Here is a 15050-nt window from a genome sequence, read left to right on the forward strand (position 1 = left end):
AGCGACGCAGGACCGGATCGAACCCACGCGACAAACTGCGACAGTTTCCCGCTGGACGAACCGTCGCGATCGACATATCGTTTATCGATGCTCCGTCGATCCGTCCTGCTTGGTCCGGCATTGCTGGCAACCGCCTGTACCACCGGCCCCGCCTATCGCGCGCCGGTCGATGCCACGCTGGGCGTGCCCCCCGCCTTTTCGGTGCCGACCGCCGCTGCCCCGCGCACCGACCTGACGCGCTGGTGGCAGCGGTTCGACGATCCGCTGCTGGTGCGACTGGTCGACTCGGCCGCCGCCACCAACCTCGAGGTGGCGCAGGCCGTCGCCCGGCTGGCGCAGGCGCGCGAGCAACTGGCGGTCAGCCGGTCGTCGCTGTTCCCGCAACTCTCCGCCTCGGGCAGCTATTCGCGGCTGGAGGTGCTGCGCGGCGGCGGCGGCACTACCACCCTGCCCGACGGTACCATCGTCCAGCGCAACATCGGCGCGTCGAACAGTTTTTCGGTCGGCGCCGACGCCAGCTACCAGACCGATCTGTTCGGCGGCATCCGCAGCGGCATCGCCGCCTCGCGCGCCCAACTCGAAGCAACGCGCTACGACTATGCGACCGTCCTGCTGTCGGTGCAGTCGGAGATCGCGCGCAATTACCTGACCGCGCGGCTGGCGCAGGCGCAGCTCGCCAACGCCCGCGCCTCGATCGCACTGCAGGACGACAATCTGGAGATCGCCGGCTTCCGGGTGCAGGCCGGACTCGTCTCCTCGCTCGACGTCGAACAGGCGCGCACCGCCCGCGCGCAGACCGCCGCACAGTTGCCGACGATCGAGGCGAGCTATGCCGCCGCCGTTGCAAGGCTCGGCGTGCTGACTGGACAGGCCCCCGGCGCGCTGCGGGCGCAACTGGGTCAGCCCGCCGCGATTCCCGTGGGCGACGCGCGGATCGGCACCGGCATCCCCGCCGACACGCTGCGGCTGCGCCCCGACGTGCTGGCCGCCGAGCGCAACCTCGCCGCCGCCGTCGCGCAGATCGGCGTGGCGACCGCGCAACTCTATCCCGCACTCAACCTCGGCGGATCGATCGACACCAACGCCACCTCGTTCGGCGCGCTGACCGACATCATCAACGGCCGCCTGTTCAGCTCGATCGCGCAGACGATCTTCGACGGCGGGCGGCTGCGCGCGCAAGTCCGCGGGCAACGCGCCGCCGCCGATGCCGCCTTCGCCGCGTATAAACAGACGGTGCTGACCGCGCTGGAGGATGTCGAGAACGCGATCGTGTCGCTCGACACCGCCACGCGCCGTGAGCGCGAGTTCACCGTCGCCGCCGACGCCGCGCGCAACTTCGCGCTGTTGTCACGGCTGCAATATCGCTCCGGCCTCACCGATTTCACCACGCTCAACCAAGCGGAAGCCTCGCTGCTGTCGGCGCAGAACGGCGTGGTGCAGGCGCGCGCCGACCGGGCGAGCGCGCTCGTCCAGTTGATGACGGCGCTCGGTGGCGGATGGAGCGACGCCGCCATCCCCGATCCCGCAGCACTTCCCACCCCCGACCGCGCCCAATATACCGAGGACCGCTGATGGCCGAGCCGACGCAACCCGATCTCGACCAGTTCCTGCGCGTGAAGCCGCAGCCCCGCTGGCGCAAATGGCTGAAATGGGCGTTGATCGCGCTGGGCGTCGTGCTGCTCGGCCTCGCGGTACGTAGCTGCGTCAAGGGCGGCGATGCCCCGCAATATGTGTCGCAGGCGGTCGAACAGGCCCCGCTCACCGTCACCGTCTCCGCGACCGGCAAGCTCGCCCCGACCAACCAGGTCGAGGTCGGATCGCAATTGTCGGGCCTCGTCACGCAGGTGGTGGCCGACGTCAACGACCGGGTCATCAAGGGCCAGCCGCTGGCGCTGATCGATCCCGAACAGTTGGACGATGCGATCCGCCAGGGGCAGGCACAGGTCAACGCCAACCGCGCGCAGGTCGCGACCGCCGAAGCGACGCTCAACGAGGCGCGCGCCCAGTTGCAACGGCTGGAGGACGTCCGCCGCCTGTCGGGCGGGCGCGTCCCCTCGGCCACCGAACTCCAGACGCAGCAGGCCGCCGTCCAGCGCGCGGTCGCCGGCGTGCGGCAGGCGCAGGCGAACGTCGAGGCCTCGCGCGCCCAGCTCAACTCCAGCCAGACGCAGCGCTACCGTGCGATCATCCGCTCGCCGGTCAACGGCGTGGTGCTGGCGCGGCAGGTCGAACCGGGGCAGACCGTCGCCGCGTCATTCAACACGCCGACGCTGTTCGTCATTGCCGAGGATCTTCGCGGCATGAAGCTGGAGGTCGCGATCGACGAGGCCGATGTCGGGCAGGTCCAGAGCGGCCAGCGTGCCGACTTCACCGTCGACGCCTTTCCCGGCGAAACCTTCCCGGCGCGGATCACCCGGGTCGATCTCGGCTCCAACCTCTCGGCGCAGACCGCGTCGTCGACCACCAGCACGGCGACCACCACCGGACAGGTCGTGTCCTATGCCGCCACCCTCTCGGTCGCGAACCCGGACCTGAAACTGCGCCCCGGCATGACCGCCACCGCCGAGATCGTGACGCTGGAGCGCCCGCGCGCCCTCCTAATCCCCAACGCCGCGCTGCGCTTCCGCCCGAGTGACGCCGACGCTTCGGCGAGCGGTGGCGGCCTCGCGAGCGCGTTCGGTCCGCCGCGCCGTCGTCGCGGCGGTGGCGCGGGCAAGGCGGCGACGATCGGTCGCGGCTCGCAACAGACCGTCTATATCGTCGGGCAGGACGGCAAGCCGCAACCGGTCCAGATCACCACCGGCAACAGCAACGGCGCGATGACCGAAGTCACCGGCGGCGGCCTCAAGCCCGGCATGAAGGTTATCACCGCGCAACTCGCCGACGAGAACAGCAAGGCCGGCAGCGCCAAGGGTGGCGCGTCGAAGGGCGGCGGGGCTCCGCGTGGCTGACGTGCCCCTCATCCAGCTTCGCGGCGTCACCAAAAGCTACGGCGCGGGCGCGACACAGTTTCAGGCGCTCAAAGGAGTCGACCTCGACATCGCGGCGGGGGATTTCGTCGCGGTGATGGGGCCATCGGGGTCGGGCAAGTCGACCACGATGAACATCCTCGGCTGTCTCGACGTGCCGACCGGCGGCACTTTCCTGTTCCGCGGCCACCATGTCGAACGGCTCGACCGCGACCAGCGCGCGCTGCTCAGGCGCAACTATCTCGGCTTCGTGTTTCAGGGGTTCAACCTGCTCAGCCGCACCACCGCGCTGGAGAATGTCGAACTGCCTTTGCTCTATCGCGGCGATGCCAAGGCGGAGCGGCGGCGCGCGTCGATGGCCGCGCTCGAAAAGGTCGGGCTGGATCGCTGGTGGGACCATACCCCCGCCGAACTGTCGGGCGGCCAGCAGCAGCGGGTCGCGATCGCCCGCGCGATCGTCACCAACCCCGACGTGCTGCTCGCCGACGAGCCGACCGGCAACCTCGATTCCGAACGCTCGGTCGAAATCATGCACCTGCTGACCGACCTCAACCGCACCAGCGGCATCACCGTCCTGATGGTGACGCACGAAAGCGAGATGGCCGCGTTCGCGCGCACCGTGGTCCATTTCAAGGACGGACTGGTCGAGCGGATCGAGGCGCAGCATGCCCAGGGCGAGGCAGTGGAGGCGTAGGGTCTGTCCTGCGGAGATTGAAGCGTCGTGACGGAGCCGATTTTGATCCGGGGCAAGAAGCGAGGAGCGGAGCGATGCCATGGCATCGTGACCGACGAGCGACGCCGCTCCGGATCAAAATCGGCCCGCCGCAAGGCGGTTGCCCTGTCGTGCCCGCCGGCTGCGTCGCAGGACTTGCAGGTAGCGCCGCTACCTGCTGCGGCCCGCTCCTTGCCGGACGAACACGACAGGGCAATCACGACACTTCAATCTCCGCAGGACAGACCCTAGATGCTCGGCACCACCTTCCTCCTCGCGATCCGCTCGATCCTGCGCCACAAGCTGCGCTCGTTCCTGACCACGCTCGGCATCATCATCGGCGTGGCGGCGGTCGTCACCATCTCGACGCTGGGACAGGCGACGACCAGCGCGGTGCAGTCGAATATCGCCAGCCTGGGCAGCAACATCCTGCAGGTCCGCCCGGGGCAGGGCTTCGGGCGCGGCGGCGGCGGCCCGCGCCCGTCCGACTTCAAGCCCGAGGACGTCGACGCGATCCGCGACCAGATCGCCGGCGTCACCGCCGTCGCCCCGCAGGCGCAATCGACTGCCACCGCGATCTATAACGGCGCCAACTGGTCGACGACGATCAACGGCACCACCAACGCCTATTTCACCGTCCAGCCGTGGCCGTTGGTATCGGGCCGCACCTTCACGCCGGCCGAGGAAGCGGCGGGCAAATCGGTCTGCATCATCGGCAACACCGTCAAGACCAACCTGTTCGCCGGCGGCGAGGCGGTGGGATCGCGCTTCCGCATCGGCTCGATCAGTTGCGATGTCGTCGGCACGCTGTCGACGCGCGGCCAGAGCGGGTTCGGCGGAGATCAGGACGATGTCGTCATCATGCCGATCAAGACGGTGCAGCGCCGCTTCACCGGCAACCGCGACATCCGCCTGATGCTGGTCGGCGTCAACCCGACCTACGACGGCGCGGCGGTGCAGGCGTCGCTGACGCAATTGCTGCGCGAACGCCGCAACATCGCCGGCGGCAAGGAAGACGATTTCAACATCTTCGACACCGCGCAGATCACCGCGACGATCACCAGCACGACGACCTTGCTCACCACCATCGTCTCGGCGGTGGCCGCGATCAGCCTGCTCGTCGGCGGCATCGGCATCATGAACATCATGCTGGTATCGGTGACGGAACGCACGCGCGAGATCGGCATCCGCCTCGCGATCGGCGCGGTCGCCTCCGAAGTGCTGCTCCAGTTTCTGGTCGAGGCGGTGGCGCTGTCGTGTCTGGGCGGCCTGATCGGCCTGCTGATCGCGCAGGGTGCGGTGGCGGCGCTGTCGCTGGCCAGCGACCTGCCGTTCCTGTTCCTGCCGCAAGTGAACCTGATGGCGTTCGGCGTCTCGGCGCTGATCGGCGTCGTGTTCGGCTATTTCCCCGCCCGCCGCGCCGCCAGCCTCAACCCGATCGATGCGCTCCGGCACGAATAGCCGCGTTTGACCTCCTCTGCCCCAAACCGTCGCCCCAGCGAAGGCTGGGGCCTCAAGCGGCTCTTGCCCCGCACGACAACCACGAGATCCCAGCCTACGCTGGGATGACGTCAGCCGATCACCGAAACGGCCACACCCCGTCATCGGGCAACCGCAGCAACGCCACCGCCACCGGCAACGACACGATCCCCAGCGCGGCGAAGCTGGCGGGAACCCCCATCCCCGCCCCCAGCATCGTCGTGACGAGCGCGACCAGTGCCACCGTCACCACCGCGTTGACGATGTTATTGGCGGCGATCACCTGCGACCGTTTGTCCGGCGGGCTGCGCGTCTGGAGGATCGCATAGAGCGGCACGACGAAGATGCCGCCGAACAGCGCGATCCCCGCCAGATCGGCCATCAACCGCCAGCTATCGGGCGTCGCCACGAACTCCCGCACCCCGGCCCCCGGCGTCACCACCGAGAAATGCGTGCAACTCCACCACAAATCGATCTGGAGCAGCGCCAGCGCGAGCCCGGCGGCGGGCACGTAGCGCGCCGAAACCTTGCCCTTGAGCAACCGGTTGACCAGCAATGATCCGATCGCGACGAACAGGCTGAAGATCGCGAGGAACAGCGTCACCACCCCGGCGGTCGCCCCCAGCGTCCCCGACACCAACGGCGGAAACTGCGACAGGATTACCGCGCCGATCGCGAAGAACCAGCTTATCCCGGTGATTGCCAGCCAGATACCGCGCGGCCCATGCGCCGCCTTCAGTACGCCCCACAGGCTGCGCAGCGGATTGCGATCGATCTTGACCGTGCCCATCGGCGGCGCATCGGGTATCCGCCGCGCCATCACGAACCCCGCGATCGCGAGCACCGTCGCGACGATCCCGGCATGCAACGGCGCGATCAGGCTGCCGAGCAACTGCCCGCTCAGGATCGCGACGAACGTCCCCGCCTCGACCAGTCCCGTGCCGCCCATCAGTTCGTGGGGGCGCAGATGCTGCGGCAGGATCGAATATTTGACCGGCCCGAACACCGTCGAATGCAGCCCCATGCCGAACAGGCAGACGAGCAGCACCGGCAGCGACGGCAGCAGGAACCCGGCCAGCGCCAGCACCATGATGCCGACCTCGATCCCCTTGACCCACCGGATCAGCCGCGCCTTGTCCCACGCATCGGCCATCTGCCCGGCAAGCCCGGAAAACAGGAAATAGGGCAGGATGAACACGCCGGTCGCGATCGTCGCCAGCGCCGCCGCCTTGTCGGGCTGGTCGCGGTACAGCGTGAAATTGGCGAGGAACAGCAACGCGAACTTCAGCAGATTGTCGTTCATCGCGTTCAGGAACTGGACGGCGAACAACGGGCCATAGCGACGCTTGGCGAGCAGCGAGAAATCGGGCGCGGACATCGGGTTCCCCTTCGCCTGCCCCCATCGGCCAAAGTCGTGGCCGCGCCTAGCATGGATCGTTGCCCCCGCCCGCCTTTTCGCTCCCTCCCCTCCCTGACAAGGGAGGGGCCGGGGGTGGGTAGGCTTGAGGCAGGTGCCGGCGTTCCCTCGCAGGCCAACCCACCCCCAACCCCTCCCTGTCAGGGAGGGGAGTTATGCACCCCCTAATTTGACCGCGTCGGATCGGTCAGCGCGTCGGCCATCTCGCGCGATCCCTCCAGCCTTGCCATCGGCAGCGACCCCGTCTGGCGCTCGATCATCCGGTGGACCCTTGGCGGCGCCTCGCCCTGATGGAGCGCCCGCAACGCCTCGCTGTTGGCGTCGTCGGCCTGTGTGCGCCGCTGGTTGTGGCGGATGTAGTCGAGCCAGGTCGACACATGATAGCGCTCGATCCACAATTCGGGATCGTTGAGGTCGCGCAGCAGCGCCCAGTGATGCGCACCGTCGCGCCGGCGGATGCGCCGCCGCTCGGCCATCACTCCCAGGAACGCGACGATGTCGCCCGCCCGGATGCGATAGTCGATCGTCACCACCACCGGCCCGGATCGCGGCTCGACCGGCACCTGCGTATCGGGCGTCTCCCACCCGCGCGGATCAAGGTTCGCCGTCTCGATGTCGGGCAGCGGCAGGCGCAGGCCCAGAACCACGCTCAGCATCTGCACGCCCCCCGCCGCCGCCAGCGCGAGCGTGACGCCGTGCGTGTCGGCGACCGATCCGAACAGCCAGCTTCCCGCCGCCATCCCGCCGAATGCCGCCATCTGATACAGTGACAGCGCGCGTGCCACGACCCAGCGCGGGGCGGCCATCTGCACCGTCACGTTGAACGTGCTGAGCGCCGCGACCCAGCCCGCGCCCGCCACCACCAGTGCCGCGAGCGTCAGCGGCAGGATGGTGCTGAACCCCGCCACCACCGCGCCCGTCGCCAGCGCGCTCGCCGCCGCGCGCACGATCCGCTCGGTCGACCAGCGCCGCCGCAGCCGCACGCTGCCCAGCGCCCCGCCGACCGCCCCCACCCCGAACGCGCCCAATAGCGCGCCATAGGTCAGCGGCCCGCCGGTCACGAGGTCGCGCGCGATCAGCGGCATCATCGCCGGCACCGCGCTCGCCGCCAGCCCGAACAGCGCGGCGCGGATCAGCACGGTACGGATGCTCGGCGACATGCGGACATAGCGCACCCCCGCCGCCATCGCGAGGCCAAGCCGCTCGCGCGGCAACAGGCGCGGAGCGCGTGTCGGCCGCCACCGCGCCAGCACCACGATCAGCCCGATATAGCTCAACGCATTGGTCAGGAACGCCGCCGCCGCCCCCGCCGCCGCGACGATCGCGCCGCCGATCGCTGGCCCCAAGCTGCGGGCGATGTTGAACCCCATCGAATTGAGCGCGACCGCGCTCGGCAGGACGCTGCGCGGCACCATGTCGCCGACCGACGCCTGCCACGCCGGGCCGTTGATCGCGGTGCCGCAGCCGATCAGGAAGGTGAACGCGAGCAACAACCACGGGGTCAGCACCCCCTGCCACGCACAGACCGCCAGCAGTACCGAAACAGCGAGCATGAACCCCTGCGCCGCCAGCATCACCCGCCGCCGGTCGAGATTGTCGGCCACCGCCCCCGCCCACAGCGAAAAGAACATGATCGGCAGCGTCGTCGACGCCTGCACCAGCGCGATCATCTGCGGCGACGACGCCAGCGAGGTCATCATCCACGACGCGCCGACCGACTGGATCAGCCCGCCGAAGTTCGACGCCATCGACGCGATCCAGATCGCGCGGAAGATCGGGATCGACAACGGTCGGGTCGGCGTCGCGGTCGCGATCGTTACGGGAGCGGCGGTCATGCCGGGTGAATGCCGCAGCACGCGAAATAGTGCCATCGCGGACACATGAAAACCACGCCCCTTGCGCAGCGTGCCGATCCGGCGTCAGGCAGCGACGATGCCCCCGCCCTTCACCCTTGATGCCGACGGCGCGACGCTGAGCGTGCGCGTCACGCCAAAGGCATCGCGCAGCGTACTGGCGGGCGTGGTGCCGCTGGGCAACGGCAGCACCGCGCTGACGCTGCGCATCGCCGCCCCGCCGGTCGACGGCGCGGCCAACGCCGAAGTGGTGCGCTTGCTCGCCAAAGAACTGGGGATCGCGAAGGGCAAGGTAACGATCGTCAAAGGCGACACCGCGCGGGTGAAGCAGGTGCGGATCACCGGCGACCCGGCCGTTCTGGCAGCCGCGCTACAGGCGCTGGCGGCAGGCTGACGACTTCTCCCCTCCCTGACAAGGGAGGGGTCGGGGGTGGGTTGGCCGCTTGTTGAGCGCACAGCTATCCTCGCGGTCCGTCCCACCCCCAACCCCTCCCTTGTCAGGGAGGGGAGCAAAGGTAACGCCCCCCTACGCCCGAATATCGCGCCGGAACGTCTCGGGCAGGAACAGCACGCCCAGCACCAGCGTCACCGCCGCCAGCACCACCGGATACCACAGGCCGTAGTAAATATCCCCGGTCGCCGCGACCATCGCGAACGCCGTCGTCGGCAGGAAGCCGCCGAACCAGCCGTTGCCGATATGATAGGGCAGCGACATCGACGAATAGCGGATGCGGCTGGGGAACAGCTCGACCAGCAGTGCGGCGATCGGGCCATAGACCATGGTGACGAGGATCACCATGAACCACAGGATCGCGACGACCTTGACCGTGTCGATCCGCGCCGGATCGGCCTTCGCCGGATAACCGGCGGCGACCAGCGCGGCGGCGATCTCGCCCTGATAGGCGGTGATCGCGGCGGCCCGCGCCGCGCCGTCCACCGTCGCCGGATCGGGCGCGGTCAGCGCGGCATTGCCCACCTGCACGCTGGCGATCGTGCCCGCCGGCGCCTCGACATTGGTATAGCTGATGCCGTTCTTCGCCAGATAGGATTTGGCGATGTCGCAGCTTTTGGCATCGAACTTGTTGCTGCCCACGGGATCGAACTGGAACGAGCAGTCGGCGTCATGCGCGATCACCCGCACCGGCGCGCTCGCCTGCGCGGCGGCGAGCGCCGGATTGGCCGCCTGCGTCAGCGCGCCGAACAGCGGGAAATAGGTCAGCGCCGCCAGCCCGCAGCCGGCCATGATGATCCACTTGCGCCCGATCTTGTCCGACAGCCAGCCGAAGAACACGAAGAACGGCGTGCCCAGCGCCAGCGATACCGCCAGCAGCACGTTCACCGTCGCCCCGTCGACCTTCATCATCTTTTCGAGGAAGAACAGGACATAGAATTGCCCGGTGTACCACACCACCGCCTGGCCCATCGCCGCCCCGAACAGCGCGATCAGCACGACCTTCAGGTTCGGCCAGCGCAGGAACGCTTCCGTGAGCGGCGCCTTCGACGTCTTGCCCTCTTCCTTCATCTTCAGGAACACCGGGCTTTCCGACAATTGCAGCCGGATCCACATCGACACGCCCAGCAGCAGGATCGACACGAGGAACGGCAACCGCCAGCCGAAGCCGGCGAAGCTCTCCTCGCCCAGCGCGTTGCGAAAGCCGATCACGACGAGCAGCGCGGCGAACAGCCCCATCGTCGCCGTCGTCTGGATGAAGCTGGTGTAGAGCCCCCGCTTCCCGTCGGGCGCATGTTCCGCGACATAGGTGGCCGCCCCACCATATTCGCCGCCCAGCGCCAGCCCCTGAAGGATGCGCAGCAATACGAGGATGATCGGCGCGGCGACGCCGATCGTCTGGTACGACGGCAACAGCCCGACCGCGAAGGTCGACAGGCCCATGATCCCCATGGTGACGAGGAAGGTGTTCTTGCGCCCGACCAGATCGCCGATCCGCCCGAACACCAGCGCGCCGAACGGCCGCACCGCGAAGCCGGCGGCGAACGCGCCCAGCGCAAGGATGAACCCGGTCGTCTCGTTGACGCCCGAAAAGAACTGTTTCGAGATATAGGTCGCGAGCAGCCCGTAGAGATAGAAATCATACCACTCGAACACCGTGCCGAGCGACGAGGCCGCGATCACCAGCTTCTCGTTCTGACCCTTGGGGTGCGCCCCGGCCGTCGTCGTGTCCGCCATGACGGCATCCTCTCCTATGTCCCGGTCGCTGTCGGCCGGGGTGTTTACCTCCCCTCCCTGACAAGGGAGGGGCTGGGGTGGGTAGGCCCGTTATCGCGCGCTTACCTGACCTCGCGGGCCGACCCACCCCCGCCCCCTTTCTTGTCAGGGAGGGGAGAAGCGGAAAACCGGCCCGATGCAGGGGCGCGATCGTTCGCCGCACCTCCTTGCCGCGCCAGTGTCACGCCTGCGCCGCACATCGCCTAGTAAGACCTTGGTCGTACGCCCGCACGGCTTGACGCACGCCCGCACGAGCGCAGATCAGGGAATACAGGAGAGAGATATGACCCAGACGATCCATGCCGCCCCAAAGGACGACGCGGCCAAGCTGGACAAGGCCGAGTATGACGCGCGCACCGCCGCCTCGGTCGCCGATCCCGAAGCCTATTGGCAGGACGGCGGCACCTGCATCGACTGGTCGCGGCCCTATACGCAGGTCAAGGACACCTCGTTCGACGAGGCCGATTTCCGCATCCGCTGGTTCGCCGACGGGCAGACCAACGTGTCGGCCAACTGCCTCGACCGCCATCTCGCCGAGCGTGGCGATCAGGTCGCCATCCTCTGGGAAGGCGACGCGCCGGGCGAGACGCAGCGCATCACCTACCGCGAACTCCACCAACAGGTGTGCTGCTTCGCCAACGTCCTGAAGGACAAGGGCGTGAAGAAGGGCGACCGCGTCACCCTGTACCTGCCGATGGTCCCCGAAGCGGCGGCGGCGATGCTCGCCTGCACCCGCATCGGCGCGATCCATTCGATCGTGTTCGGCGGCTTCTCCCCCGACAGCCTCGCCAACCGCATCGTCGATTGTGACAGCAAGCTGGTCATCACCGCCGACGAAGGCTGTCGCGGCGGCAAGCGTATCCCGCTGAAGGCCAATGTCGACAAGGCGCTGGCCCATGCGCCCGCCGTCGAAACCGTGATCGTCATCCGCCGCAGCGGCGGCACCGTCGCGATGCAGGACGGCCGCGACTTCTGGCTCCACGACCTGCTCCCGCAAGCCTCGCCCGACTGCCCGCCCGAACCGATGGATGCCGAGGACCCGCTGTTCATCCTCTACACCTCCGGCTCGACCGGCAAGCCCAAGGGCGTGCTGCACACCACCGGCGGCTATCTGGTATGGGCGCACACCACCTTCCGCGACGTGTTCGATTACCGCGAGGGCGAGGTGTTCTGGTGTACCGCCGACATCGGCTGGGTCACGGGGCACAGCTATGTCGTCTATGGTCCGCTCAGCAATGGCGCGACGACCGTGATGTTCGACGGCGTGCCCAATTATCCCGACCATGGCCGCTTCTGGGAAACGATCGACCGGCTCGGCGTCAACATCTTCTACACTGCCCCCACCGCGATCCGCGCGCTGATGCGCGAGGGCGACAAATGGGTGACGAAGGCGAGCCGCCAGTCGCTGCGCATCCTCGGATCGGTCGGCGAACCGATCAACCCGGAGGCGTGGGACTGGTATCACCGCGTCGTCGGCGACCGCCGCTGTCCGATCGTCGATACCTGGTGGCAGACCGAAACCGGCGGCATCCTCATCTCGCCGCTGCCCTATGCCACCGACCTCAAACCCGGCAGCGCGACCAAGCCGCTGCCCGGCGTGCAGCCGGTCATCGTCGATGCCGAAGGCAAGGTGCTCGACGGCGCGACCGAGGGCAATCTGTGCATCGCCGATAGCTGGCCGGGGCAGATGCGGACGGTGTGGGGCGATCACGATCGCTTCTTCCAGACCTATTTCACGACCTATCCCGGAAAATATTTCACCGGCGACGGGGTGCGGCGCGACGCGGACGGCTATTACTGGATCACCGGCCGGGTCGACGACGTCATCAACGTCAGCGGCCACCGCATGGGCACCGCCGAGGTCGAAAGCGCGCTGGTATCCCACGCCAAGGTCGCCGAGGCCGCCGTCGTCGGCATGCCGCACGACATCAAGGGGCAGGGCATCTACGCCTATGTGACGCTGAATGCGGGCGAGGAACCGTCCGACGCGCTGCGTACCGAACTCCGCAACTGGGTCCGGCAGGAGATCGGCCCCGTCGCCACCCCCGATGCCCTCCAATTCGCGCCCGGTCTGCCCAAGACCCGCTCGGGCAAGATCATGCGCCGCATCCTGCGCAAGATCGCCGAGAACGACACCGCGAACCTCGGCGACACCTCGACCCTCGCCGACCCGTCGGTCGTCGACACGCTGGTCGCCGAGCGTATCCGCCCGGCGTGAGGAGGACGGCGTCACCCTCCGGCGCAACCGTACCGCCGCACGGACGAGAGGCAAGGACAGGCCGACCCTTCACTACGCCCCTCCCTGAAAGGGAGGGGTCGGGGGTGGGTTGGCCGGTTGTCGAACGCCGGTGTTTCCTCGCTGGCCGACCCACCCCCAGCCCCTCCCTTTCAGGGAGGGGCGTAGTCGAGCCATCGTTCTGCATGACCCCGGCCCTCCGCTCGCACGGGTGCAAGGCCATCCGGCGTCCACGGACTACCCGATGACCACCATCCTCGTCGCCGACGACCATCCGCTGTTCCGCCAGGCGTTGGGCGTCGCGATCATGGCGGTGGCTCCGGCGGCACATATCGTCGAGGCCGGCTCGCTCGACCGCGCGGTACAGGCGGTGGAACAGGCGCAGGACCTCGCGCTGATCCTGCTCGACCTGAACATGCCCGGCGCCATCGGCTACAGCGGCGTGGCGCTGCTCCATGCCGAGGCGCCCGCCGTCCCGATCCTCGTCATATCGGGCGCCGACCGCGCGGCGGCCTTTGCGCAGGTCGCCCGCTTCGGCGCGATCGGCTTCGTCGGCAAGGATGCGGGCTTGAGCGAGATCGAGGCGGCGATCGCCGCCGCGTTGGCGGGCGACCGCATGGCCACCGACGCGCCCGACGACAACGACATCGCCACCCGCGTCGCCTCGCTCACCCCCACGCAACTGCGCGTCCTGCTCGGCGTGCTGGCCGGGCGGCTGAACAAACAGATCGCCCACGACCTCGGCATGGCCGAAGCCACGGTCAAGGCGCACATGACCGCCGTACTGCGCAAGCTCGACGTCGGCAACCGGACACAGGCGGCGCTGGCCGCCCGCGCGCTGGGGGTCGAGGTAACGGGATAGCCTTCGATTACCGCGCCGGCAGCGCGGCGCGCAACCGCTGCGCCATCGCCTCCATCTCCGCACGGCTGGCCCGCACCCGTGGCACGCGCGGCGTATCGGGGATCACATGGACATGCAGGTGGCAGACATGCTGGTTGCTCGCATTGTTCTGCTGCAACGAAAAGCCGCTGTTGCCCAGCGCGCGGCGTTGCGCGGTCGCCACCCGGCGGACCATGGCCATCACCGCCACCAGATCACGGTCCCGCAGATCGTACAGGTTGCGCACCGGCCGTTTCGGGATGACCAGCGTGTGGCCGGGGCGCTCCCACTCCAGCGGGATGATCGCCATCACCCGCGCATCCTGCGCGACGATCGACGCCGGCAACTCGCCCCGCACGATCCGGGCAAAGACATTGCCGCCGTCATACGGCGCATCGAGCGGACAGGGCAGCGCGTCGCCGGCGGGCACGCCGCGCGTCCCGCCCGACGACACGCTCGCCATGCCCAGCGCCGGCACCAGCAGCCACGCCCCGATCGATCGCCTTGCGAACCGCCTCATCGCGCCGACGCCGGCGGCAGGCGCGCCTCCTGCGACGCGATGATCTGCCAGCGCCCCTGCCGCCGCAGCCATGTATCGGTCCCGAACGACTGCGCCTCGCGGTTCGTCGCCGGGTCGTGCCATTGTTCTGCCCACACCACGATCGCGACCGTGCCATGCTGATGGACGTCGGCGCGCAGCAACCGGCTCCGCGTCATCCGTGGCGCGTTGCGCAGCGCGGCGATCGCCTCCCGCTTGGTCCATCGCTCGCCGTTGGCCAGCGACCAGACCGCATCCCCGGCGAACAGCCGCTCGACGATGCGCACGTCGCCGGACACCAGCATCGATGCCAGTTCGGCCTCCCCCCGCCACAACGTCCGGCAGACCGCCGCTTCGCCGTGGCAGGCTCCCGGCGGAGCCTCCGCCCGCGCCGTTGCGGAAAGCGCGGCGATCCCCGCGACGATCGTGGCGCCGAATATCCGTCCTGCCCTCGCCCGTCGCATCCTCGCCCCCTTGGCTCCCACACAGGGGTGTGATGCTACCATCGGCGCGGCGGGAACGGGAAGCAAAACCGCTGTCCTACTGCCCCGGCGGCGGCCATAGTCACACCGGCTCTTTCCCACCGTCGACCACCCGCGAACCTCGCCAGATACAGGAACGAGCCAGTCGCGAACCGATCGCAACAAACCCGTCGTTAGTGTAAACTTTGTAAACTTTGGCCGGGTCGTGACGGCCCCGCCATGGGCAGCCCGGCGCGCTTCGTCATTCCGGCGAAGGC

The 15050-nt window shown here is 68.6% G+C and carries 12 protein-coding genes; 7 read left to right on the forward strand and 5 right to left on the reverse strand.

The window, feature by feature from the left end; translation table 11 throughout:
* The first annotated feature begins 87 nt into the window (after window positions 1-87).
* The 4 genes from LRA89_RS05800 to LRA89_RS05815 all read left to right on the forward strand — a co-directional run bounded on the left by LRA89_RS05800 (window position 88) and on the right by LRA89_RS05815 (window position 5142).
* A complete protein-coding gene (locus LRA89_RS05800) occupies window positions 88-1572 on the forward strand; it encodes an efflux transporter outer membrane subunit (protein ID WP_230769380.1) in 1485 nt (494 codons plus the stop codon).
* Window positions 1572-2951, forward strand: coding sequence for an efflux RND transporter periplasmic adaptor subunit (locus tag LRA89_RS05805; RefSeq protein ID WP_230769381.1), 1380 nt, complete (start codon window positions 1572-1574; stop codon window positions 2949-2951). Before LRA89_RS05800 ends, LRA89_RS05805 begins: the two co-directional genes overlap by 1 nt.
* Complete coding sequence (locus LRA89_RS05810) at window positions 2944-3663, forward strand: ABC transporter ATP-binding protein (RefSeq protein WP_230769382.1); 720 nt, start codon at window positions 2944-2946, stop codon at window positions 3661-3663. Before LRA89_RS05805 ends, LRA89_RS05810 begins: the two co-directional genes overlap by 8 nt.
* Before the next feature lie 270 nt (window positions 3664-3933).
* The gene (locus tag LRA89_RS05815; RefSeq protein WP_230769383.1) at window positions 3934-5142 is read left to right on the forward strand and encodes an ABC transporter permease; all 1209 of its coding nucleotides are present in this window, start codon (window positions 3934-3936) and stop codon (window positions 5140-5142) included.
* Window positions 5143-5260: 118 nt separating this feature from the next.
* Here LRA89_RS05815 and LRA89_RS05820 read toward each other — a convergent pair whose 3' ends face one another.
* A complete protein-coding gene (locus LRA89_RS05820; RefSeq protein WP_230769384.1) occupies window positions 5261-6538 on the reverse strand; it encodes an MFS transporter in 1278 nt (425 codons plus the stop codon).
* A 203-nt stretch (window positions 6539-6741) separates the two neighbouring features.
* Window positions 6742-8412, reverse strand: a complete 1671-nt coding sequence (locus LRA89_RS05825; protein WP_230769483.1) for an MFS transporter — start codon at window positions 8410-8412, stop codon at window positions 6742-6744.
* 97 nt (window positions 8413-8509) lie between these two features.
* On the opposite strand from LRA89_RS05825, the gene LRA89_RS05830 reads away from it, so the two are divergent.
* Window positions 8510-8824, forward strand: a complete 315-nt coding sequence (locus tag LRA89_RS05830; protein ID WP_230769385.1) for a DUF167 domain-containing protein — start codon at window positions 8510-8512, stop codon at window positions 8822-8824.
* 132 nt (window positions 8825-8956) lie between these two features.
* On the opposite strand, the gene LRA89_RS05835 is transcribed toward LRA89_RS05830, so the two are convergent.
* Window positions 8957-10618, reverse strand: coding sequence for an MFS transporter (locus LRA89_RS05835; RefSeq protein WP_230769386.1), 1662 nt, complete (start codon window positions 10616-10618; stop codon window positions 8957-8959).
* Window positions 10619-10940: 322 nt separating this feature from the next.
* Between LRA89_RS05835 and acs the strand changes: the two genes are divergently transcribed.
* Window positions 10941-12875: an acetate--CoA ligase gene (gene acs / locus LRA89_RS05840; protein WP_230769387.1), complete on the forward strand. Its 1935-nt coding sequence runs from the start codon at window positions 10941-10943 to the stop codon at window positions 12873-12875.
* 262 nt (window positions 12876-13137) lie between these two features.
* The gene (locus LRA89_RS05845) at window positions 13138-13755 is read left to right on the forward strand and encodes a response regulator transcription factor (protein WP_230769388.1); all 618 of its coding nucleotides are present in this window, start codon (window positions 13138-13140) and stop codon (window positions 13753-13755) included.
* A 7-nt stretch (window positions 13756-13762) separates the two neighbouring features.
* On the opposite strand, the gene LRA89_RS05850 is transcribed toward LRA89_RS05845, so the two are convergent.
* Entirely contained in the window at window positions 13763-14293 is a 531-nt protein-coding gene (locus LRA89_RS05850) for an HIT family protein (protein WP_230769389.1), read from the reverse strand.
* Window positions 14290-14775, reverse strand: coding sequence for a nuclear transport factor 2 family protein (locus LRA89_RS05855; RefSeq protein ID WP_230769390.1), 486 nt, complete (start codon window positions 14773-14775; stop codon window positions 14290-14292). The genes LRA89_RS05850 and LRA89_RS05855 overlap by 4 nt, the downstream gene beginning before the upstream one ends.
* Window positions 14776-15050: the final 275 nt, after the last annotated feature.

It is taken from the genome of Sphingomonas sp. Leaf4 (assembly GCF_920939515.1).
Taxonomy (GTDB): domain Bacteria; phylum Pseudomonadota; class Alphaproteobacteria; order Sphingomonadales; family Sphingomonadaceae; genus Sphingomonas.